This is a genomic window from Alkalimonas cellulosilytica, assembly GCF_036325985.1.
Classification (GTDB): domain Bacteria; phylum Pseudomonadota; class Gammaproteobacteria; order Enterobacterales; family Alteromonadaceae; genus Alkalimonas; species Alkalimonas cellulosilytica.
Map to the genome: position 1 here is coordinate 24,966 of NZ_JAUHLI010000014.1, position 18,679 is coordinate 43,644.

The following is an 18,679-nucleotide window of genomic DNA, read 5'->3' on the forward strand; positions in this document are numbered from 1 at the left end:
AAACTAATGCGACTATTGTTACTCTGTGCAGGAATGTTGCTGCTGTTTGGCTGCAGCAGCAATGATACCCCTGAAGCAGCATCAGCCAGTGGCCCACAAGTAGCGAATGAGTTTCAGCGATTTGCTCCGCGTTACCCTGTAGAAGAAGCAAGAGCCGGTCGTGAGGGCTGTGCAACGGTGCGCTACTTGCTGACCCCGAGCTTATTGGTCGAGCAAGTCGAAGTGCTTGATGCCACTAGCCGTCATTTTGCCAACGAGTCCGCTGCCGTGGTGCCGCGCTGGAACTGGCAAAGCCTGGGCGCAGATCGGGTAGCAGAGCCGACTTGGTTTGAAACACGCTTTGAGTTTTGTCTGGAAACTGGGCGGGGCAATTGCTCGCCTGAGCAACTTCAGCAAAGAACGACCTGTCGTGGTGATGATGTGGTGTCATCGGTGGGGTATCGGGTTCGCTGAAAAGCATGGAAGGTGATTGATCAAACGCAGCAATGCGAGCGTTTCAGTAAGCACTTTAAGACGCTAATGCAATGATTATTAATTCCTTTATGGAAAATCCTATGGTTTTGGTCTAAGGTCAATAGGTTCATTAACCGGAGCACTACCATGACGAAAACCTTAGTATTTACACTATCTCTGACTGGCGCTGTTTTACTGCAACCGGCGCTGATACCAGTGGCGCAAGCGGATATTGTTAGTACCCATGAGTTTGTGCAAGAAAAGCAATCCGGCTGGGATCGGGCGCAGTTGACCGAGCAGTTGCAGCGCGACGATGTGCGGGAGTTGCTGGTGCAGTATGGGGTGGATCCAGATGAAGCCTTACTGCGGGTTGCTGCGTTAACCGACGAAGAAGTGCGGGAGTTAACTGCCAGCATCAATGAGCTACCGGCTGGTGCCGGGATCAGCATCAGTACCACGGTCATTTTAATCGGGATTATTATCTGGCTGGTATTTTTCCGTTAATCAGCCAGCCGCAAAGGGGGCAGGTTCACTCTGGGCAACACCGTTGCTGTTGGCAACGCATGGCTGCAATGATTGTGATGTCTGCATGGCGTAGTCAGCGCTGCATGTTGCTGGTGGCGATGATGCTGGTATCGACGGCCTGCAGTCATTCGGGCCGGCTGTATCAGTATCAGCAGCTGCCGGCTACAGAGCTGGCTTACATTGAGCTGACTGACACTCCTTTCTATCCGCAATTAAGATACCAGTGTGGTCCCGCTGCTTTGGCAACGGTGCTGCAGGTAAGTGGTGTGGAAACGGCTCATCCTGATCAGCTGGCCGAACAGGTGTATTTACCGGAGCGTCAGGGTAGCCTGCAGGCTGAGCTGTTAGCCGCCAGTCGCCGGGCTGAACGGATCCCTTATGTACTTGCCCCCCAACTTACCGATCTGCTGGCTGAACTGGCAGCGGGGCATCCGGTACTGGTACTGCAAAACCTGGGCCTGGCACGTTGGCCGCGTTGGCATTATGCGGTGGTAATTGGCTTTGATCCGAAGCGCCAGCAACTGCTGCTGCGCTCTGGTAGCCGCTACCGGCAAAGTATGTCATTGCGTCAGTTTGAGCGCAGTTGGCAACTGGCCAACTATTGGGCCATGGTGGTGCCGGCATCCGGGCAATTACCTGCGACGGCAGAGCCATTGCGGTATTTGCAGGCAGTGGCAGCTGTGGAGCAACAACAACGCTGGTCTTTAGCCGCTGAGGGGTATGTCGTCGCTGAGCGGCGTTGGCCCGAGCAAGCGACCAGTGCTTTTGGCCTTGGCAATATTGCCTATCAGCAGCACGACTTTGCCGCCGCCAAAGCGCATTATTATCGTGCAACCGAGTTGGCGCCAGGCGAAGCGGCCTACTATTTCAACCTGAGTTGGGCTTTGCTGCGGCTTGGGCAAGTGGATGAAGCGCTTCGGGTTGCAGCGCTTACCGCTCAATTAGCGCCGGAGCATCCCCGCTACGGCAAGGCCATCCAGCTGCTCGAACAAGCCATCGACTAGTGGTTGTGTGAAGCCTGGTTTTGCGAATAGCGGTTACAACCTGCTTGCGGTACCATAGATGCATTCAAAACCACAGGTGCAGCCGAATGAGTAAAGAGCAAGTCAACAACCCTTTGCATGGCCTCACATTAGAGAAAATCCTGGTCGCGTTGGTTGAGCACTATGGTTGGGCGCAGTTGGCCAATGTAATCCGGGTCAACTGCTTTAAGAATGATCCTTCGGTAAAATCCAGCTTAAAGTTTTTACGCAAAACCCCCTGGGCCCGGGCCGAGGTGGAGCAGTTGTATCTGAAAACCTTTCAGTAATACCGGATCGCCTTAAAATTTTTCCAACAACTGGCGTCGATAATCTTCGGCGCTGATGCGAAGACCGGCATCGGCAATTTTTTGTTGCAGCGCATTGTCGGCTTTATTCAGTTCCGACAACACCAGGGTATTGTCATCGAGTTGCCAGATCAGTCGTGAGCCAGCATAGCTAAAGGCCAGGATGGTCAGGGCCTCAGGCTCCAGCCGGTCAGCCGCGATTTGAATGGCTTTGAGTTTGCGTTGGATCAGATTCAGCTCGTGCTTCAAATCCCAGATGTAGGCCACTTCAAAAAAGTACGGGTGGCTTTTCAGCCGTTTTAACGCAGTACCGACCACCAAACAGCCCAGCACGACCCCGGTGAAATTCAGCCAAAAATTACCCGCACCAGGCGCTGAAAACAGCTGGATCAGCAGCGTAGAGCTGCCCAGACTAATGCCGGCCAATGCCAGGATACTGGCGATGATAATGCGGTTTAAACGGTTGCGGTAGCGCTCTTTATGAATGGTTTTTAGCTGCATGGTTTTAAACTCTGTCCAGATAAAAAAAGGCGGCACCAGGCCGCCTTTGTTACGATTCAGGGCACATTAGCGCGGGCCTGGCTCGGCAAAACGCGTCATCCAGTCTTTGACCTGATTGTACCAATAAATAGAGTTGTTTGGCTTTAAGATCCAGTGGTTTTCATCCGGGAAGTAGATCATCCGCGACTCGACGCCACGGCTTTGCAGGGTACGGAACAACTCAAAGCCCTGACCAACCGGCACCCGGTAGTCAAGCTGACCGTGGATCACCAGGGTCGGGGTATTGAAGTTACCGGCAAAGTAGTGCGGTGAAATGGACTTGTAAATCTCCGGGTTGTCCCAGTAATTGCCGAAACGGGTGGAGTGCACGGCAAAGTCGGCCGACATCTGCGAGTACATATTGTACACCGCCGCATGGATCAGCAGCGCGTTAAACGGATGCTCCTGGCCCAGAATGATGGAGCTTAAGTAACCGCCGTAGCTGGCGCCACCGGCCACCATGCGCTCGTTGTCGATCCAGTCTTTTTCTTTGAACCAGTCGGCGGCACGCAGTACATCGTACAGTGGGGCTGTTTTCCAATCCGGGTTGATGCTGTCAGCAAAGTCCTGGCCAAAGCCGCTGGAGCCGTGGAAGTTAGGCCAGGCGGTAACATAGCCCCAGGAAGAGAACGTCTGGGCATTCCAGCGGTAATGGAAACCATCGGTAATGGCGTTGTGCGGGCCACCGTGGATCAGCAAAAACAGCGGGTATTTTTTGCTGCGGTCAAAACCAGGCGGGTAATGCACCCACATTTGAATGTCCTGACCGTTGTGGCCCTGGTAAGTCACGGACTCATAGGTGCCCAGATCGACATCGGCCAGCACCTCATCGTTAAAGCTGTCCAGTCGGGTCAGGTTGCCGTTGCGTGGGTTGATCCGCACCAGGCGTGCCGGGTACAGGAAGCTTTCGTTGGTAGCCACCAAGGTGCCATTGCTGGCGATGGCCGGACGACCAAAGTTGGTGGCAGCGGTCACAGCGCGGACATTGCCATTGCGGGCATCGATATGATAAATCCGCGAGGTACCGGCATCATCAATGGCGGCATAGAAGCCACGGCTGTCGTGGGTCCAGCTGAAGTTGGATACCGAGCGATCCCAGTTGGTGGTAATTTCGCGCTCATTGCGACGGGCCAGATCCAGCAACACCAGGTTGGCGGTATCGGCATAAAAACCGTGAATGCGCTGGCGGGTAAAGGCCAGGGTTTTGCCATCCGGGCTAAACTGTGGGTTGGCATCCGGTGCTTCGTTGCCAGCGGTCAGGTTTTCGGCTTCGCTGCCGCCAATCCGGGCCAGGAAAATATCGATTTTGGCATCGACCTGATTGTCCCAGCCGTTGGCGTTAAAGGCGATGTAGCGCTCAGATGGGTCAATGTCGTAGCTGCCCGAGCCCTGGCTGGAGCGCGGTAACTCCAAACCCAGCGGCTGGGTAATGGCTTCGACTTCGCCACCGGCGGCCGGAATACGAAAAACATGGGCCTGGCGGCGCTCATCCAGCCAGTGGTCAAAGTGCGAGTAAGGCAGCGCATTCCACTGACGGGCCGAGGTTTTATTGTCCTTATCGGCTTTAAGTTGAGCGCTTATTTCGTCCCAGCTTTGTCCAGGAAACACCCGGCTGATGAAATACAGATGCTGGCCGACCCATTTGATGCCATAGACACCAGTTGGTACTTCAGTTAAGCGCTGGGCTTCACCCGGACGATTCATCGGCAGCAGGTAAATCTGGCCGGCATCGTCTTTGTGACGCTGGCTGATAAAGGCCAGGGTGCTGCCATCCGGTGAAAAGGTCGCTTCGCTAACACGCATGCCTTCGGCAGTAATTGGCCGTTTGCTGGAGCCATCAGCAGCGAACCACCACAGTTGGGTGCTGCCCTGATCGGCCGGTACATCAAAACTGGTCACTGGCGCAACGATGTGCTCACCCTTGGGTGAAATCACCGGGGCGCCAATTCGCTTCAGCTCCCAGATGAGCTCGGCACTGAGTAGTTTTTGCTCTGCCAGTACTGCCGACAGCGGCAATAACCAGCACAGCAGCAGGATACCTAGTTTTCTCACAGGTTTGTCTCCTTGGTTGATCTTGGTATAGGTATTATTTTGCATCGCCAAGTATACTAGCACAGAGACTGTGCTTAGCCGACACTGGTCGCAGCTGTGTTGGCTTCGGACGGATTTTAGTACTGTTGTGATACACTTTATCCGATGAACCCTTGGTATGAACGGGTGCCAGCCCCGGCCTTGCTGGCAGATATTGTCCTGGTGGTGCACGGTTTGATCGTGCTCTTTGTGCTGGGCGGCTTGCTGCTGACTTTGATCGGCGGTTGGCGTGGCTGGCACTGGGTGCACAATAGTACTTTCCGCCTGACGCAACTGGCGGTGGTGACCGTAGTGCTGGTGCAAAGCCTGCGCGGCCGTTATTGCCCGCTGACCTACTGGGAAGTTGATCTGCGCCGGGCAGCCGGACAGGACGGTTTTGATGTTTCCTTCATCGAGTACTGGGTCTCCAACCTGATTTACTACGATGCACCCGCCTGGGTTTTTACTCTGGGCTACACGCTGTTTTTCTTGTTGCTGCTACTCAGCTGGTACTGGCTGCCGCCCCGTATTTTGCAGCGTTGGAAAAGCTTGCAATTGGGTAACAAGCCGTAACACTGTACCTTTTACACCTATGCTAAGTTATTGCACTCGTCGCGAGCGAAAGGCGTATTGCTGTTAGTGCTCGTACCAGTATTGCCGCTGAATTATCTAAGCGCAGTTCTTCAAACAGTAAAAGTGCTTGACCTTAAGTTAACTTGAGGTTTTACAGTGCGGTGCTAAGCCATTCGCCACCCTTGTCGATTGGCTTAGCGTCCAAACGACTGAGTAAATACCATCCACCATGACGAAAAAGGAAGCAGCGTGAGTCACTACATTGTCGAGGTAGAGAACCTCAATAAGGCCTATAAATCTGGCCATCAAGCACTAAAAGACGTAAATCTGCAGATCAAACAGGGAGAAATCCTGGCTTTACTGGGGCCGAATGGCGCTGGCAAAACCACTTTAATCAGCATTATTTGTGGTTTGGTCAATCCAGGCTCCGGCTCGGTGCGGGTCGCGGGTTTTGATGTGATCAAAGACTACCGGCAAAGCCGGCAACGGATTGGCCTGGTGCCGCAGGAGCTGGTAGTCAGCATGTTTGAAACCGTCTGGAATTCGGTGGTGTTCAGCCGGGGCATGTTCGGCAAAGCCCGCAACGATGCCTATCTGCAATCGGTGCTGCAGTCACTGTCGCTGTGGGAAAAACGCGACAGCAAGGTGATGGAGCTGTCCGGTGGTATGAAGCGGCGCTTGTTGATTGCCAAGGCGCTGGCGCATGAGCCCGAGGTGCTGTTTCTGGATGAGCCAACCGCTGGGGTGGATGTGGAGCTGCGGCGCGATATGTGGCGTTTGGTAGAACAGCTGCGCCAACAGGGGGTGACCATTATTCTGACTACCCATTACATTGAAGAAGCCGAAGAGATTGCCGATCGGATTGGCATTATCAGCCGTGGCGAGGTGCTGCTGGTCGAAGAAAAACAGCAGCTGATGACCCGGCTTGGGCAAAAACAGCTGATGCTGCAACTGCAACAGCCGTTGCCGCAAGTACCCGATAGCCTGGCGGCCTACCAGCTGGATTTATCGGAAGATGGCCTGATGCTGACCTACACCTACGATGGGGGCAGCGATCACAACCATGTCACCGAAATGCTCGGCGCCATTGAGCGGGCCCGGCTGGAACTGAAGGATGTCCACACCAAACAACGCACGCTGGAACAAATTTTTGTCAGTTTACTGGAGGAAGCGCTATGAACTGGTATGCGGTGAAAGCCATTTATTTATCCGAGCTGGCACGCACCTGGCGTACGCCTTTGCAAAGCATTGCCTCCCCGGTGCTTTCGACGTCGCTCTATTTCATTGTGTTTGGCGCAGCCATTGGCTCGGCCATGGTGTCGATTGATGGGGTCAGTTACGGCGCTTTTATTATTCCGGGCCTGATTATGCTGACGGTACTGACCGAAAGCACCTCGAACGCTTCGTTTGGTATTTACATGCCCAAATGGTCGGGCTCGATTTATGAAGTGCTGTCAGCGCCGGTATCGGCGGTGGAAATTGTGCTCGGCTATGTCGGAGCAGCGGCCACTAAATCGATGATCCTGGGTGGCATTATTTTGCTGACCGCCCGCTTCTTTGTGGATTACAGCATTATGCACCCAGGCTGGATGCTGCTGTTTTTGCTGCTGACCTGCATTACCTTCAGTTTGCTTGGTTTTATTATTGGCTTGCTGGCCGATGGCTTTGAAAAGCTGCAGGTGGTGCCGTTGATGATCGTCACCCCGCTGGCATTTTTAGGCGGCACCTTTTATTCCATCAGCATGTTGCCGGAGTTCTGGCAGAAGGTCACCTTGTTTAATCCGGTGGTCTATCTGGTCAGTGGTTTTCGCTGGAGTTTTTACGGCGTATCGGATGTGAATGTGGCTGTCAGTTTAAGCATGATTTTGCTGTTTATGCTGAGCTTTTTGCTGGTAATTGGCTGGATTTTTAAAACCGGTTATAAAGTGAAGGTCTAGTCTGGTTAGGGCAGGCCAGCTAAAGCTGGCCTGGTCATATTACTCATCCACCACCATTTGAAAGCCACCGTAAATCAGCCGTTTGCCGTCAAAAGGCATTGGGTTGGTGTCTTGTTGCAGTCGTGGGTCGGCCATCACTTTTGGCATGGCGCTGTTGCGCACTTCTTTCGATGGCCAGAGGATCCAGGAAAAGGCCACTACTTCGTCCTCTTTGCATTGCACGGCTTTGGGAAAAGATGTCAGCTCCCCCTCCGGCACATCATCGCCCCAGCACTCCACCAGTCTCAAAGCACCGTGCTCTTTAAACACCTGGGCAGCCGCCCGGGCGTGTTGGATGTATTGTTCTTTATTGGCTGCAGGGATTGCGGCAGCAAAACCATCTACGTAATTCATGACAAAGCTCCTTCATCTTTGGGCGGCAGTTGCCGGATGGGTCGGATCTCCACACTGCCAAGTTGTGCCGGTGGGATCTTGCTGGCCAGTTGAATGGCTTCATTCAGATCCCGGGCTTGCAGCAAATAAAAGCCAGCCAGTTGCTCTTTGGTTTCGGCAAAAGGGCCATCGGTGATCAGGGTTTCACCATCGCGCACCCGCACTGTGGTGGCCTGCCGGGTCGGCTGCAGCGCCTGGCCGGCGATAAAGTGGCCGCTTTGGGTCAGCCCTTCCACGCAGCGAATGCATTTTTGGTTTAAGTCATACCACTCCTGCTCGGTCATGGCTTCGATTTGTTGCTCCTGGTAATACACCAGTGCCAGATAGTTCATCTTAGTCTCCTTGGTCGCAATTGATGATCCAGCCGATGCCAAAGCGATCGGTCAGCATGCCAAAGCCTTTGGCCCAGAAGGTCGGGCCGAATGGCATTAATACCTGGCCGTTTTGTGCCAGTGCCTGAAACAGCGTTTGTGCTTTTGCTACCGTATCAAATTCCAGCTGAACGGAGATCCCCTGGGGGGCCTGGTACTGGCCAGGGGGCGCATCCGAGCCCATCAGGATGCGGCCGCCGATGTTGAGCCGGGCGTGCATGATGTTGTCTTGCCAGTCGGCAGGCACATCGCCTGCCATCGGGCTGTCTTTAAACGGCATCAGCAGCTCGATTTCACCACCCAACAGCTCGGCATAGCGCTGCATGGCCTCCCGGCAGGTGCCGGGAAAGGTTAAGTAGCTGGCCATGCTTACTGGCAGGCGCTCCATTTGTGCTGCCATCTGTTGATGCTTGGCCAGGCCGCTGCCAGGCTCAAAATCGCTGAGCTCGAAAAAGCGGCGCACCTCCAGTTGGGCACCTGCGTCTTCTTTTGGCCATTGGCTGGCCCAGGCCCGGGCTTCTTCCAGGCTATTGGCTTTAATTACGGTAAAACCGGCGATCAGCTCCTTGCTTTCGGTAAAGGGGCCGTCGCTTAGCACGACATCCTCTGGCTGGATGTGCAGACGACAGCCTTCGCTACTGGGGCGCAGCCCCTGGCCGGAAACAAAGACGCCGGCTTTTAGCAGATGGTTGTTGTAATTGGCCATGGCGCTTAAGACGTCATTGGAGGGCAGCTCGCCACGCTCGGTGGCGGCATCGGCTTTGCGGATAATGATGTAGTGCATAACAACTCCTGTCAGGCGTTAAGTGGTGGACTTACCCCTAAGTCGTGCCGATACCATCGATTTCGACAGGCGATGCAAAAATTTATTCGTCCGTCAGGGTTTTGAGTTGTTGCTGCAAAAAGCGCCGTTCAGGTTCCTGTTGCACCAGAGCCAGGGCACGCTGATAGGCGCTACGGGCGGCCGCAATGTGGCCAGCCCGGCGGTACAAGTCGGCTTGGGCGGCATGGTACAGATGGTAATTCTGGATGGCTTTGTGGCTGCTCAGGGCATCGAGTTCGCGCAGACCAGCCTCAGGCCCCTGACACATGGCGATGGCGACCGCCCGGTTTAACGCCACCACCGGGGAGGGCCATTGCTGATACAGTAGCTGGTACAGTCCCTGAATTTGTTGCCAGTCGGTGCTGGCAAAGCTTTTTGCCTCGGCATGCACTGCTGCAATGGCTGCCTGCAAGCCATAGATGCCAGCCGGGGCTTGGCGTAAAGCCAGTTGCAACCAATGCACCCCTTCGCTGATCAGCGGCTCTAGCCAAAGCGAGCGATCCTGCTGCTCCAGCGTGATCAAGTCGCCATGGCTATCTTGCCGCGCATGCTGCCGGGCGTGTTGCAGTAGCATCAGTGCCAACAGGCCATGGACTTCCGGCTCTGGCAACAACTGAGCCAACTGACGGCCGAGCCGGATGGCTTCATCGGCCAGCCGGCTATCGAGCAGCTGATCGCCGCCGCTGCTGGAGTAACCTTCATTGAAAATCAGGTAAATCACCTGCAACACCGATTGCAGCCGGGCTGGCAGCTCTTTGGCGGTTGGAATTTCATACGGGATGGCGGCAGTTTTGATTTTTTGCTTGGCCCGCACAATCCGCTGCGCCAGGGTGGTTGGTTGTTGCAGCAAAGCCGCGGCCACTTGCTCGGTGGTCAGGCCGCACAGCTCCCGCAAGGTTAACGCCAGCCTGGCATCGGCAGATAACGCCGGGTGACAGCAGGTGAACATCAGCCGCAACTGGTCGTCCTGGATATCGTTACTTTCCAGCCTGGGCTCTGCTTCATCCAGCAAGGGCTGCTGGGCTGCGGCAAACTGGCGGGCGGTCTGGCGGCGGCGGATCTGGTCGATGCCCTTGCGCCGGCCGGTGGTAATCAGCCAGGCCACGGGGTTATCCGGCCAGCCGTCGGTCGGCCATTGCTGCATAGCAGCATAAAATGCTTCCTGCGTGGCTTCTTCGGCCAGCTCAAACTCGCCAAGCAAGCGGATTAAGGTGGCCAGAACCTGCCGGGCCTGTTGTTGATACAATTGCTCCAGCGATGGGTTTGGCACCTGGATTTCCTGTAGCAAGGCAAATTGAGCTAAAATGCTGCATCAGCCAGTCCGTGCTGTCAAATTAGCCAGCACTGATGTGCCTAAACGAGGAGTAACCATGCAGATTTGGGTCGATGCCGACGCTTGCCCTGCGGTCATTAAAGATATTTTGTACCGGGCGGCGGAGCGCACCAAAATCCAGCTGACGCTGGTGGCCAATCAATCGCTGCGGGTACCGGCGTCGCCTTATATTCGTTCGTTGCGGGTAGAGCAGGGCTTTGATGTGGCCGACAATGAAATTGTGCGGCGGGTCTCGCCTGGCGATCTGGTGATCACCGGCGATATTCCACTGGCCGCTGAAGTGCTGGCAAAACAGGGGCAGGCGCTGAATCCGCGTGGCGAGTTGTACCGGCAGGACACCATCGCGCAAAAGCTGACCATGCGTGATTTTATGGACACCATGCGCAGCAGCGGCATTCATACCGGTGGGCCGGCCAGCTTAAGTCAAAGCGATCGCAAAGCATTCGCTGCCGAACTGGATACCATTTTAAACCGCTACCAGCGCAGCAAACCGGCGTTATAGCCGGTTGATTTGCTCTTTTAATTGGTAGGATTTGTCGGTAACAATGCTTTCTAACGTGCTGACCCGCTCTTTCAGCCGCTTAATTTCGTCTTCCAATGCTTGTACATCGGCTTTGTTGGTGCGGTGTTTGTTTTTGCTGTAGGTTTCATAGGCCGAGTAAGCCAGGCCGCCAATGATGGCAATGGCTGCAATTTCAAAAGGTCCCATCTGTGTTGCTCCATGTTGTTTAATTCGACGAATCTGTATACTTACAAGTAAAGCAAAAAAGATACCAGAACTGAAAATATAATAAAATCAATGTCCTGCTACACTTTGCGTTAGTGTAAGTTCGTCGATATCGCAATATTTTAGTCTGTTTTACCACCTGCTGATGATAAACTAAAGCGTAAAATCACCGCAAAATGTAAACAAAGATGACCGACGAAGACTGGATGCGGCATGCGATGCTGCTGGCTGAGCGTGCCGAGCAACAAGGTGAGGTGCCGGTAGGGGCTGTGCTGGTGCAGGATGGACAGATTCTGGGTGAAGGCTGGAATCAGATGATCAGCCAAAGCGATCCTTCTGCCCATGCCGAAATGCAGGCCGTGCGTGAGGCGGCTACTGCCCTTGGCAATTATCGGCTGCTCGATACCACCCTGTACGTCACGCTGGAGCCCTGCAGCATGTGCGCTGGCATGCTGGTACATAGCCGTATCAAGCGCCTGGTGTTTGGGGCCAGCGATTACAAGACCGGTGCTGCTGGCTCCGTGATGGATTTGGTGCGTCATCCACAGCTCAATCATCAGTTGGAGGTAACTGGCGGTGTGCTGGCAGAAGCGTGCAGCGCCCAGCTATCGGCGTTTTTTCAAAAAAGAAGGCAGGAAAAAAAAGCAGCCCGGCAGCAGGCTGCGGATCAGGCGTCGCAGCAGGCTGGTGAGCCGGATTGAAGGGCATTGCTTTGTGCCTGGAAGTTGCGGCGGCGGCGATGCATCTTTAAGGTTTCAATACTGCGGTTGATACGACGACGGGTAGAGCTGACGTTCACAATTCGCCGTTTGCGCAGTTGTACTGGTTTTTTACGTTTAATCATAGGGCCTCCTTGGCCTCAAAATTGGGTCTATGTATGTAGTAGTGACTTTACGCTACTTGTACGTTGCAGGGTCACTTATTGCTGTATAGACAAGATGGCAGTATAACAAGTTCCGTGCTGGTCGGTGGTTGTTTTTTGCAGTTGTCTGTTTGCCCAAGTACAACGCTAGTGCTAACATTTGTGTGTACAGCAAGGGGCTTACCATGGATACCAGAATTCAATTTCGTGTCGACGAAGAAACAAAGCGCTTGGCGCAACAAATGGCTGAAAGCCAGGGCCGGACCTTAAGCGATGCTTGTCGTGAACTGACGGAACAGTTGGCAGAGCAACAACGCAAAGCAGTATCGCACGATGCATGGCTCACTGAACAAGTGAATCAGGCATTCGAGCAGCTCGACGCCGGGCAAGCTGTATTCGTTGAACACGGCATGGCCAAAACCCGCATGGCTGAGCGTAAAGCGAACATCCGTAACCGGGTCCACGGATGATTTTCTGGGAAGAAGCTTCCCTCAATGATCGTGAGAAAATTTTTGAGTTTCTTTACGACTTTAATCCGGTAGCAGCTGAAAAAACGGATGAACTCATTGAATCTAAAGTTGAACATTTGCTTGAGCAACCACTGATGGCGGTTCAGCATGACGGCATTTCGGGTAGATTACTGATTATCCAGGAAATCTCCATGATCGTTTCCTGTTGGGTTGACGGTTCAAACATTCGTATCATGCGCGTGCTGCATCAAAAACAGCAGTTCCCACCTGGCTAAATGCTGGTTTAAAGCAACTGGTGCTGCGCGCTACGGCATATTTGTGCTTGCGTTTTGGCTGGTAAGCTCGAACAAAAAGCCGCGTCAGCGCTAACAATAGGAGTTCCGACAATTCGTTATTCCACAGCTACAGCATAGCCTTTTATCTTCCGCTGAAATCTGGTTTCATCAATGGCAGCGGACTGAACTCCATCGTAGGTTACCTTTCTGGTCGTAAAGGACACATCGTTTAAGTCCGTTAAGATAACGCCATTAGCTCCAATGGCAGCGGCTTCGGATTTCAGAAGATGAATTAACTGTTCGGTTGTAGCATGATCAGCCATGGACAAAGAACTCGGGCTTGTAACGGATAAGGCGGCAATTTCAGTGTATTGTCCCGGAGGTACTGGCACTTGGTAAATCGCAACATCTGCAACTGAAATGGCCTCTCGAACCTCACCGGTTATGCTAATGTTGCTCGAAGGTGCAGAAGCACAGCCAGCAACTAAAGCACCTAACAGTATAGTCATGGATAACTTGAACATGGTTATTCTCCGATAGTGGTGAAATCCGGCTCAGTGACTACCTTCTAATGAGCGCACTTATTGTGAGCATGAAGGGCTCACTTACTGTGATTTTCATGACCAAAAACATATTTGCGAGCACTTTCCACGGCTAAAGTAAAGCATAATAAATCAATTTTTTCAATGAGTTTGAACGGTATTGTTAAATTATTGCGGGCATCGTTTTGTTGTACTCAAGGCTTGCACAATAGCAGCTGCTGTATAGTGGAGCTATTCGGCAGTGTTATGTTTAATTGGGGCAGATGAAAATTAACCCCTTTCTTTTCTGGCCGGCCTGCCAATTTAAAACTCAATAGCAAGTGGTACTAAGCTAAAAGGGGAGTGACCGGAATATATTCTGTAACACTTTTTGAAATGTTTTCTTGCAAAGAACAAGCATAATTAACGCCATCATAAACAGCAGCGATTTGGATTACCATCATGAAAATTAAATACTTTTCCGGGCTAATGCTCGCTCTGGCGCTGATCTCATCCCAGGTGCTGGCCGATTCCCGTCAGTGGGTCGGTACCTGGTATGGTCAGATTGACCTGCCCGACGGCGAAATGCTTATTATTGTTGCCCTGAATCCGGAAGAGTCCGGCTGGGACGGAAGCATGGATATTCCGGCTCAGGGTGCGCAAGGCATTCCACTGCAGGCTGTTCAGGTGGACGGTGACCGTGTTTCTTTCGGCATGGCAGGCGTTCCCGGCGAGCCGCGTTTTAGCGGGCAGCTTCATCAGGGAGACGATGGCAAACCGCAAGTCACCGGCACCTTTGCACAAAGTGGGCATAACTTTGCATTTAAGCTGGGTCGCGAACCTCTCAGTTTGCCTTATGTGCATACCGCCGAGGAAGCGGCCGCAGTGATCGACGGGCACCTGGAAGCTTACAATGCCCATGATCTGGACGCTTTCGTCAGCCACTTTCACCCGGAGATTGAAGCCTTTAATTTCCCCGATAAGAAGGTATTTGAGGGCATTGACGCACTGCGCAGCGGTTTTGCTCAAACCTTTCAGAGCAAGCCCCAGGAAATCGTTCTGAACCGCATCATTGACGGCAATCATGTGATTGATCAGGTGGAAGTGAGCTTCACCATACAAGGTTCAGAAATGACACAGCGCGGCACAGTGATCTACACCCTCGAAGACCACAAAATCCGACGCATGACCTATATGAGATAAGTCTTCTCTGCCGCCGCCTGTCGCAGCTATTCACTCAGCAGTTCAAGATGAGTGGGCTCGAGGCGGCGGTTAGTGCGTTGTGTGGTGGCGCTGAAGTGGCATCCAGTCAATCCATAACCTTCACCTTCGGGATCTGGCCCCGAAGGTTCCTTATAGCTTTTACTCATAGTGGGTCCATAGCCGTAGAATTTTGACCGCTTTGTCTTCTTCTAGTACCTGGTACACCAATCGATGTTGAATATTTATCCTTCGGGAATATGCTCCCGCCAAGTCACCCACTAGCTTTTCATAGGGAGGTGGCTTCTGGTAGGGGTCTTGCTCGATGATTTGCAACAACTCTTGAGCTTTACTCTTAAGCCCTGCTGAGGTGAGTTTGCGAGCATCTTTTTGAGCTTGCTTGGTGTAGTAGAGCCTCCAAGTCACCAATCAAGCTCCTGATCACACTCGTCGAGTCCAGCACTCATGCCTTCACGGATAGACTCCCTCATGCCTGGCACAGCCAGCAAGTTGAGCGTTTCGGTTATGGCGTTCCAATCCTCTTCTGCCAGGAGGACAGCATTCCCCCTTTTCCCTGTAATAATAATAGGTTGATGACTGGTAGACGCCTCGTCAATCAAGGCATAGAGCTTAGTGCGCGCTTCTGTAGCGTTAAGTGTAGTCATAGGTCACCTCCGACCCATAAAGCGTACGCCTATACGTACGTTTTGTAAACTGGCAGGCTATAACGCTGTGTTAAGCGGTCGTGGGCTGGCCAAACATTAAGAAACACGATGGTCTGTCCCCGCTTTTCGCTTGAACGCATAGTTAGCTTTTATTGCCCGCTAAACCTCAACAATTTAGTGGAACAACGCCGACATGTCTTTGCCGGGAATACGTCACGAGGGAGGAAGGAATGACCTGGCTGCCGACAACGATTTCTGGGAGCTCAAGGACACCGGAGGCAACCTCGGCCGGAATACCCAACAGCTGAAATCTATGAACAAAACTACCCTTCGACTGCGAATGATATGAGAAGCCCGCAGCCTTTGAACTACCTAGGCTAACCAGCCGGATTTGGATCGGACCACGCTCGGACTTCGGATGCATCATCGCGCCCAACTCAGCAATTGTTACCTGAGCATCCGTATCGACGAATACGGCCAACTCTGGCTCTCGCCGGGTAAACGGGCCGGGATCGAGCGTGAGAGCAACGGTAACCTGCCCGTGAGGGAATACCGCGGTGACTGGCGCACCCGTTCCACATACCTCGCGCTCATGAACTTTCGCATTGATATGCAAGTAGGATCGCGAGTACGGAACGCATGCCGACAGAATACCCGCACAAGCAAATGCGAGCGACAATGCCTGAAGCAAAGCGACAATGGAGCGTGATCGCACTGAGACCCCCTAATGAAAGCTAGACATAATGACTCCCCACAAGGTGCTGACCTCCGAGTTCGTGGGTTAGCTTCGCAGCCAGAGCCATACTGTATTTGCTGAGAATACAATACTGGAGGTCAGCATGATTAACAATAGCATAACCTTTATTGGTCTGGACACGCATAAAGATTTTTTCGAAGTCGCCTACATTGAAGACAGCCGTGAGGCCAAACCAATCAGCCTTGGCCGCATTGGTGGTACCAAGCCCGCCCTGCAAAAGCTGGTTCGCCAATTTGAATCGAAGCATCCAGGGAAAACACTGCACTTTGTTTATGAAGCTGGCCCTTGTGGTTACTGGATTTATCGTTACCTTACCAGCCTTGGCCATTGCTGCTATGTTGTCGCTCCTTCCCTTATCCCCAAAAAAGCCGGTGAGCGTGTCAAAACCGATAAGCGCGATGCGGTAAAACTGGCACTATTGTTGCGCTCTGGGGATATGGACCCTATTTATGTCCCTGAGCCGGAAGACGAAGCTGTGCGCGATTTATCCCGTGCCCGTGAAACCGCCATGAAGGACTTAAAGGATGCCAAGTATCAGCTCAAAGCCCTGCTGCTTCGCAACAACATTCGCTGCAGCATCCAGGACAACTGGTCAGCAAAGCATTTACGCTGGCTTACTGAGCTGATACTACCGCACCCAGCCCAGCAAATTGTGCTGCAAGAAGCGATACAAACCATTACCGAGCGTATCCGCCGTTTAGAGCTGCTGGATAACGAACTCAGCTATCATGTCAAAAACTGGCGCTATTATCCTGTGGTCAAAGCCATTCAGGCCATGCGCGGTGTGCGCTTACTGGTCGCAGTTGGAGTGATTGCCGAGCTGGGTGATTTATCCCGTTTCAACCACCCCAGAAAGCTGATGAGCTATCTGGGGCTGGTTCCCTCGGAACACTCCAGCGGGGGTAAACGACGCCAAGGCGGCATTACCCGAACGGGCAATACCCGCGCCAGGCGTTTGCTGGTCGAAGGAGCGCATACCTACCGCTATGCCGCCAAGGTATCCACCGAGCTGCAAAAGCGTCAGGAAAGTCTTAGCAAAGAAGTTATTGATATCGCCTGGCAGGCCCAGCTTCGGCTGTGCAGGCGTTACCAGCGACTGATGAAGCGCGGTAAACACTACAACCTGGTAGTGACCGCCATTGCCAGAGAAATGATAGCCTACATCTGGGCTATCTCGCGTGAAGTGGTGCTGTCACCGGTGAACCCGGCAAAGCGGTTATCCAGGGTGCCAGCATGAGCAACAGGTTAGAGTTAATGCATTGGATCAAGCATCGGGTGTGGCACAACCACCGACGGCGTTAGGATGGCAACAGCCTCACGGCTGTTGAACCTCGAACCTAGACTGAAGACAGGTGCCACGGCGGAACAAGTAAGGTAGGCGTTGTCAGCGAAAGCTGATAATCCACGGATACCAGCATGACAACCGACGAACATTACCAGCTTCATTTGGTGCATTAACTCGCTTTAAACAGCAAAAAACATGGTTCTTGAATGAGCAGAAATATGCTCAACCTGCTTGACGTGGGGAGTCATACCAACGCCCCAAGCAGGGGATTTTATGAGTGTCTTGGCCAAAGGCCAACGAGTAAAATTCCCGCTGACTTGGCTTGTTAGAGATACAAATTGTGGGAATAGCCACACTGATTTTCTGACTCTGTTTTATTTTTAGATCCACTGACCATGAAATCCAATTGAATCGATGTTAAAACCGGTGTCTTATCGCTATTTATTTCTGTTGCCACCCATTTCCAGTGAGTTAGTGCGGCTGCAGCATGCTCATCAAATACGCCTTCAGGGTATGATTTTTTAACTTTATATCCACCTAACCTGCCATCACTGTTGATACCTACAATCAAATCAACACAACCCGATAAACCTTTTCTAGCCGCGTCTATTGGGTATTTAGGCTCTTGCCTTTTTTCTACCACCCAATACTCTTTAATCAATTCTTTTTTATCGTCTGAGGTTAAATCCATATATTGTATTGGCTCATCAGTGGCTACTTCGACTTTATCATTTGAAGCACATGCCACTAAGAAAACACTAAAAATCGATAAAGTAATTGCTTTCTTCATTTCTAACTCCTTATAAATCTAACGCCCCAAGCAGGGTAATAACACTTAGGATAAAATACGGAACGAAGTGACGGGAGCCTAAGTGTTAGTGTCCCGCTGACTTGGTTTGTTATGAGCTGCGCTCGGTTTTTATTAAAAGTGCGATTGCTGTAAAAACGTGAAAAAACAGCCCTAATAAAAACCACCCAAACGCACTTCGCCCAGTTGTTTTTGCCCACCATGCACAGAAAAAGGCAAATAATACGATAGCAAGGCCATTCCTATTTATAGCCTCTTGTAACTTTGAAACGGCTGTCTCTGTATTGGTTTGCGCATATTCCAAACTTCTAACTTTTGACTGTAGAGTACTAATTGTTCGCTCTAATTCTGAAATAGTTGGTTGTGCTACTGTCTCTGATGCCAGAGCAGCATATTGAAAACCGAAAATAATAAAAACAAAGGCTAAGAACCTCCTTTTCATTGCATTAAATCTCCTATTGCACATAACTTTATTTTAAATTTCTCCAATCTATCGAACTAACGCATCCTAATCAACAATTTAATTACACTTGCTGCTGTTAAGGAATACAGTGTTTTTGTGGTGTACTTAATGTTGCCAAGTCGGCAATAGACAACGACGACAAAAGAGACGCGCGAAGTCGGCTGCTTGTATTGCGTCGCCAAATCCCGCCCCAGTTGCCGCTCTATCCCTAGACAGCAAATTTCTTTATAATAGCGCGCTCAAATTCCTCGTCGTTCAACCA

At 52.2% G+C, this 18,679-nt stretch carries 27 protein-coding genes; 13 read left to right on the plus strand and 14 right to left on the minus strand.

The features are described from left to right. Positions 1-6: 6 nt before the first annotated feature. The 4 genes from QWY20_RS13960 to QWY20_RS13975 all read left to right on the plus strand — a co-directional run bounded on the left by QWY20_RS13960 (position 7) and on the right by QWY20_RS13975 (position 2,287). Positions 7-453, plus strand: coding sequence for an energy transducer TonB (locus QWY20_RS13960; protein WP_330129625.1), 447 nt, complete (start codon positions 7-9; stop codon positions 451-453). Between the two features lie 147 nt (positions 454-600). Beyond that, the gene (locus QWY20_RS13965) at positions 601-957 is read left to right on the plus strand and encodes a PA2779 family protein (RefSeq protein WP_330129626.1); all 357 of its coding nucleotides are present in this window, start codon (positions 601-603) and stop codon (positions 955-957) included. A 77-nt stretch (positions 958-1,034) separates the two neighbouring features. Next, positions 1,035-1,982 (plus strand): PA2778 family cysteine peptidase, encoded by a 948-nt coding sequence (locus QWY20_RS13970; protein WP_330129627.1) that lies wholly within the window; start codon positions 1,035-1,037, stop codon positions 1,980-1,982. An 86-nt stretch (positions 1,983-2,068) separates the two neighbouring features. Next, positions 2,069-2,287: a VF530 family protein gene (locus QWY20_RS13975; protein WP_330129628.1), complete on the plus strand. Its 219-nt coding sequence runs from the start codon at positions 2,069-2,071 to the stop codon at positions 2,285-2,287. Positions 2,288-2,299: 12 nt separating this feature from the next. Here QWY20_RS13975 and QWY20_RS13980 read toward each other — a convergent pair whose 3' ends face one another. Both QWY20_RS13980 and QWY20_RS13985 read right to left on the minus strand, forming a co-directional pair. Next, a complete protein-coding gene (locus QWY20_RS13980; protein WP_330129629.1) occupies positions 2,300-2,842 on the minus strand; it encodes a DUF3087 family protein in 543 nt (180 codons plus the stop codon). Between the two features lie 30 nt (positions 2,843-2,872). Beyond that, positions 2,873-4,897, minus strand: coding sequence for a S9 family peptidase (locus QWY20_RS13985; RefSeq protein WP_330129630.1), 2,025 nt, complete (start codon positions 4,895-4,897; stop codon positions 2,873-2,875). Between the two features lie 144 nt (positions 4,898-5,041). Between QWY20_RS13985 and QWY20_RS13990 the strand changes: the two genes are divergently transcribed. From QWY20_RS13990 to QWY20_RS14000, 3 genes are all read left to right on the plus strand, one after another. Beyond that, entirely contained in the window at positions 5,042-5,488 is a 447-nt protein-coding gene (locus tag QWY20_RS13990) for a DUF2784 domain-containing protein (RefSeq protein WP_330129631.1), read from the plus strand. A gap of 249 nt (positions 5,489-5,737) precedes the next feature. Continuing rightward, positions 5,738-6,667 carry an ABC transporter ATP-binding protein gene (locus tag QWY20_RS13995; RefSeq protein ID WP_330129632.1) on the plus strand — a complete coding sequence of 310 codons (930 nt, stop codon included), beginning with the start codon at positions 5,738-5,740 and terminating at the stop codon, positions 6,665-6,667. Further along, on the plus strand, positions 6,664-7,425 hold the full coding sequence (locus QWY20_RS14000; RefSeq protein WP_330129633.1) for an ABC transporter permease: 762 nt from the start codon (positions 6,664-6,666) through the stop codon (positions 7,423-7,425). The genes QWY20_RS13995 and QWY20_RS14000 overlap by 4 nt, the downstream gene beginning before the upstream one ends. 39 nt (positions 7,426-7,464) lie before the next feature. Here QWY20_RS14000 and QWY20_RS14005 read toward each other — a convergent pair whose 3' ends face one another. The 4 genes from QWY20_RS14005 to QWY20_RS14020 form a co-directional block, all read right to left on the minus strand. Further along, positions 7,465-7,818 carry a DUF1428 domain-containing protein gene (locus tag QWY20_RS14005; RefSeq protein WP_330129634.1) on the minus strand — a complete coding sequence of 118 codons (354 nt, stop codon included), beginning with the start codon at positions 7,816-7,818 and terminating at the stop codon, positions 7,465-7,467. Beyond that, positions 7,815-8,189: a YciI family protein gene (locus QWY20_RS14010; protein WP_330129635.1), complete on the minus strand. Its 375-nt coding sequence runs from the start codon at positions 8,187-8,189 to the stop codon at positions 7,815-7,817. Before QWY20_RS14010 ends, QWY20_RS14005 begins: the two co-directional genes overlap by 4 nt. A 1-nt stretch (position 8,190) precedes the next feature. After that, positions 8,191-9,012 carry a YciI family protein gene (locus QWY20_RS14015; protein WP_330129636.1) on the minus strand — a complete coding sequence of 274 codons (822 nt, stop codon included), beginning with the start codon at positions 9,010-9,012 and terminating at the stop codon, positions 8,191-8,193. Between the two features lie 82 nt (positions 9,013-9,094). Next, positions 9,095-10,327 carry an RNA polymerase sigma factor gene (locus tag QWY20_RS14020; protein WP_330129706.1) on the minus strand — a complete coding sequence of 411 codons (1,233 nt, stop codon included), beginning with the start codon at positions 10,325-10,327 and terminating at the stop codon, positions 9,095-9,097. Between the two features lie 94 nt (positions 10,328-10,421). Between QWY20_RS14020 and QWY20_RS14025 the strand changes: the two genes are divergently transcribed. Next, complete coding sequence (locus QWY20_RS14025; protein WP_330086820.1) at positions 10,422-10,886, plus strand: YaiI/YqxD family protein; 465 nt, start codon at positions 10,422-10,424, stop codon at positions 10,884-10,886. On the opposite strand, the gene QWY20_RS14030 is transcribed toward QWY20_RS14025, so the two are convergent. Then, on the minus strand, positions 10,881-11,093 hold the full coding sequence (locus tag QWY20_RS14030; protein ID WP_091345439.1) for a hypothetical protein: 213 nt from the start codon (positions 11,091-11,093) through the stop codon (positions 10,881-10,883). The two genes, QWY20_RS14025 and QWY20_RS14030, sit on opposite strands and share 6 nt — an antisense overlap. Before the next feature lie 206 nt (positions 11,094-11,299). On the opposite strand from QWY20_RS14030, the gene tadA reads away from it, so the two are divergent. Beyond that, positions 11,300-11,812, plus strand: coding sequence for a tRNA adenosine(34) deaminase TadA (tadA, locus tag QWY20_RS14035; protein WP_330086821.1), 513 nt, complete (start codon positions 11,300-11,302; stop codon positions 11,810-11,812). Here tadA and QWY20_RS14040 read toward each other — a convergent pair. After that, positions 11,779-11,955 (minus strand): hypothetical protein, encoded by a 177-nt coding sequence (locus tag QWY20_RS14040; RefSeq protein ID WP_330086822.1) that lies wholly within the window; start codon positions 11,953-11,955, stop codon positions 11,779-11,781. The genes tadA and QWY20_RS14040 overlap by 34 nt on opposite strands. Before the next feature lie 203 nt (positions 11,956-12,158). On the opposite strand from QWY20_RS14040, the gene QWY20_RS14045 reads away from it, so the two are divergent. Together QWY20_RS14045 and QWY20_RS14050 are read left to right on the plus strand one after the other, a co-directional pair. Next, positions 12,159-12,443 (plus strand): type II toxin-antitoxin system RelB/DinJ family antitoxin, encoded by a 285-nt coding sequence (locus tag QWY20_RS14045; RefSeq protein ID WP_330129637.1) that lies wholly within the window; start codon positions 12,159-12,161, stop codon positions 12,441-12,443. Further along, a complete protein-coding gene (locus QWY20_RS14050; protein WP_330129638.1) occupies positions 12,440-12,718 on the plus strand; it encodes a type II toxin-antitoxin system RelE/ParE family toxin in 279 nt (92 codons plus the stop codon). Before QWY20_RS14045 ends, QWY20_RS14050 begins: the two co-directional genes overlap by 4 nt. Positions 12,719-12,834: 116 nt before the next feature. On the opposite strand, the gene QWY20_RS14055 is transcribed toward QWY20_RS14050, so the two are convergent. Next, the gene (locus QWY20_RS14055; protein WP_330129639.1) at positions 12,835-13,242 is read right to left on the minus strand and encodes a hypothetical protein; all 408 of its coding nucleotides are present in this window, start codon (positions 13,240-13,242) and stop codon (positions 12,835-12,837) included. Positions 13,243-13,701: 459 nt separating this feature from the next. Here QWY20_RS14055 and QWY20_RS14060 point away from each other — a divergent pair, with 459 nt between their 5' ends. Beyond that, entirely contained in the window at positions 13,702-14,442 is a 741-nt protein-coding gene (locus QWY20_RS14060; protein WP_330129640.1) for a nuclear transport factor 2 family protein, read from the plus strand. Positions 14,443-14,601: 159 nt separating this feature from the next. Here the strand turns inward: QWY20_RS14060 and QWY20_RS14065 are convergent, their stop codons facing one another. The 3 genes from QWY20_RS14065 to QWY20_RS14075 all read right to left on the minus strand — a co-directional run bounded on the left by QWY20_RS14065 (position 14,602) and on the right by QWY20_RS14075 (position 15,819). Next, complete coding sequence (locus tag QWY20_RS14065) at positions 14,602-14,865, minus strand: Txe/YoeB family addiction module toxin (RefSeq protein ID WP_330129641.1); 264 nt, start codon at positions 14,863-14,865, stop codon at positions 14,602-14,604. Further along, positions 14,862-15,104, minus strand: a complete 243-nt coding sequence (locus QWY20_RS14070) for a type II toxin-antitoxin system Phd/YefM family antitoxin (RefSeq protein ID WP_330129642.1) — start codon at positions 15,102-15,104, stop codon at positions 14,862-14,864. The genes QWY20_RS14065 and QWY20_RS14070 overlap by 4 nt, the downstream gene beginning before the upstream one ends. A gap of 166 nt (positions 15,105-15,270) precedes the next feature. Then, on the minus strand, positions 15,271-15,819 hold the full coding sequence (locus tag QWY20_RS14075) for a hypothetical protein (RefSeq protein WP_330129643.1): 549 nt from the start codon (positions 15,817-15,819) through the stop codon (positions 15,271-15,273). 124 nt (positions 15,820-15,943) lie between these two features. On the opposite strand from QWY20_RS14075, the gene QWY20_RS14080 reads away from it, so the two are divergent. After that, positions 15,944-17,098 carry an IS110 family RNA-guided transposase gene (locus tag QWY20_RS14080; protein ID WP_330129644.1) on the plus strand — a complete coding sequence of 385 codons (1,155 nt, stop codon included), beginning with the start codon at positions 15,944-15,946 and terminating at the stop codon, positions 17,096-17,098. A gap of 373 nt (positions 17,099-17,471) precedes the next feature. On the opposite strand, the gene QWY20_RS14085 is transcribed toward QWY20_RS14080, so the two are convergent. Both QWY20_RS14085 and QWY20_RS14090 read right to left on the minus strand, forming a co-directional pair. Continuing rightward, the gene (locus QWY20_RS14085; RefSeq protein WP_330129645.1) at positions 17,472-17,936 is read right to left on the minus strand and encodes an energy transducer TonB; all 465 of its coding nucleotides are present in this window, start codon (positions 17,934-17,936) and stop codon (positions 17,472-17,474) included. 109 nt (positions 17,937-18,045) lie between these two features. Further along, positions 18,046-18,396 (minus strand): hypothetical protein, encoded by a 351-nt coding sequence (locus QWY20_RS14090; protein WP_330129646.1) that lies wholly within the window; start codon positions 18,394-18,396, stop codon positions 18,046-18,048. Positions 18,397-18,679: the final 283 nt, after the last annotated feature.

Bases quoted from the DNA above. Each gene is read 5' to 3' on its own strand.
- QWY20_RS13960 (WP_330129625.1), top strand. From the start codon at position 7: ATGCGACTATTGTTACTCTGTGCAGGAATGTTGCTGCTGTTTGGCTGC.
- QWY20_RS13965 (WP_330129626.1), top strand. From the start codon at position 601: ATGACGAAAACCTTAGTATTTACACTATCTCTGACTGGCGCTGTTTTA.
- QWY20_RS13970 (WP_330129627.1), top strand. From the start codon at position 1,035: ATGTCTGCATGGCGTAGTCAGCGCTGCATGTTGCTGGTGGCGATGATG.
- QWY20_RS13975 (WP_330129628.1), top strand. From the start codon at position 2,069: ATGAGTAAAGAGCAAGTCAACAACCCTTTGCATGGCCTCACATTAGAG.
- QWY20_RS13990 (WP_330129631.1), top strand. From the start codon at position 5,042: ATGAACCCTTGGTATGAACGGGTGCCAGCCCCGGCCTTGCTGGCAGAT.
- QWY20_RS14000 (WP_330129633.1), top strand. From the start codon at position 6,664: ATGAACTGGTATGCGGTGAAAGCCATTTATTTATCCGAGCTGGCACGC.
- QWY20_RS14005 (WP_330129634.1), bottom strand. From the start codon at position 7,818: ATGAATTACGTAGATGGTTTTGCTGCCGCAATCCCTGCAGCCAATAAA.
- QWY20_RS14010 (WP_330129635.1), bottom strand. From the start codon at position 8,189: ATGAACTATCTGGCACTGGTGTATTACCAGGAGCAACAAATCGAAGCC.
- QWY20_RS14015 (WP_330129636.1), bottom strand. From the start codon at position 9,012: ATGCACTACATCATTATCCGCAAAGCCGATGCCGCCACCGAGCGTGGC.
- QWY20_RS14025 (WP_330086820.1), top strand. From the start codon at position 10,422: ATGCAGATTTGGGTCGATGCCGACGCTTGCCCTGCGGTCATTAAAGAT.
- QWY20_RS14030 (WP_091345439.1), bottom strand. From the start codon at position 11,093: ATGGGACCTTTTGAAATTGCAGCCATTGCCATCATTGGCGGCCTGGCT.
- tadA (WP_330086821.1), top strand. From the start codon at position 11,300: ATGACCGACGAAGACTGGATGCGGCATGCGATGCTGCTGGCTGAGCGT.
- QWY20_RS14040 (WP_330086822.1), bottom strand. From the start codon at position 11,955: ATGATTAAACGTAAAAAACCAGTACAACTGCGCAAACGGCGAATTGTG.
- QWY20_RS14045 (WP_330129637.1), top strand. From the start codon at position 12,159: ATGGATACCAGAATTCAATTTCGTGTCGACGAAGAAACAAAGCGCTTG.
- QWY20_RS14050 (WP_330129638.1), top strand. From the start codon at position 12,440: ATGATTTTCTGGGAAGAAGCTTCCCTCAATGATCGTGAGAAAATTTTT.
- QWY20_RS14055 (WP_330129639.1), bottom strand. From the start codon at position 13,242: ATGTTCAAGTTATCCATGACTATACTGTTAGGTGCTTTAGTTGCTGGC.
- QWY20_RS14060 (WP_330129640.1), top strand. From the start codon at position 13,702: ATGAAAATTAAATACTTTTCCGGGCTAATGCTCGCTCTGGCGCTGATC.
- QWY20_RS14070 (WP_330129642.1), bottom strand. From the start codon at position 15,104: ATGACTACACTTAACGCTACAGAAGCGCGCACTAAGCTCTATGCCTTG.
- QWY20_RS14080 (WP_330129644.1), top strand. From the start codon at position 15,944: ATGATTAACAATAGCATAACCTTTATTGGTCTGGACACGCATAAAGAT.
- QWY20_RS14085 (WP_330129645.1), bottom strand. From the start codon at position 17,936: ATGAAGAAAGCAATTACTTTATCGATTTTTAGTGTTTTCTTAGTGGCA.
- QWY20_RS14090 (WP_330129646.1), bottom strand. From the start codon at position 18,396: ATGAAAAGGAGGTTCTTAGCCTTTGTTTTTATTATTTTCGGTTTTCAA.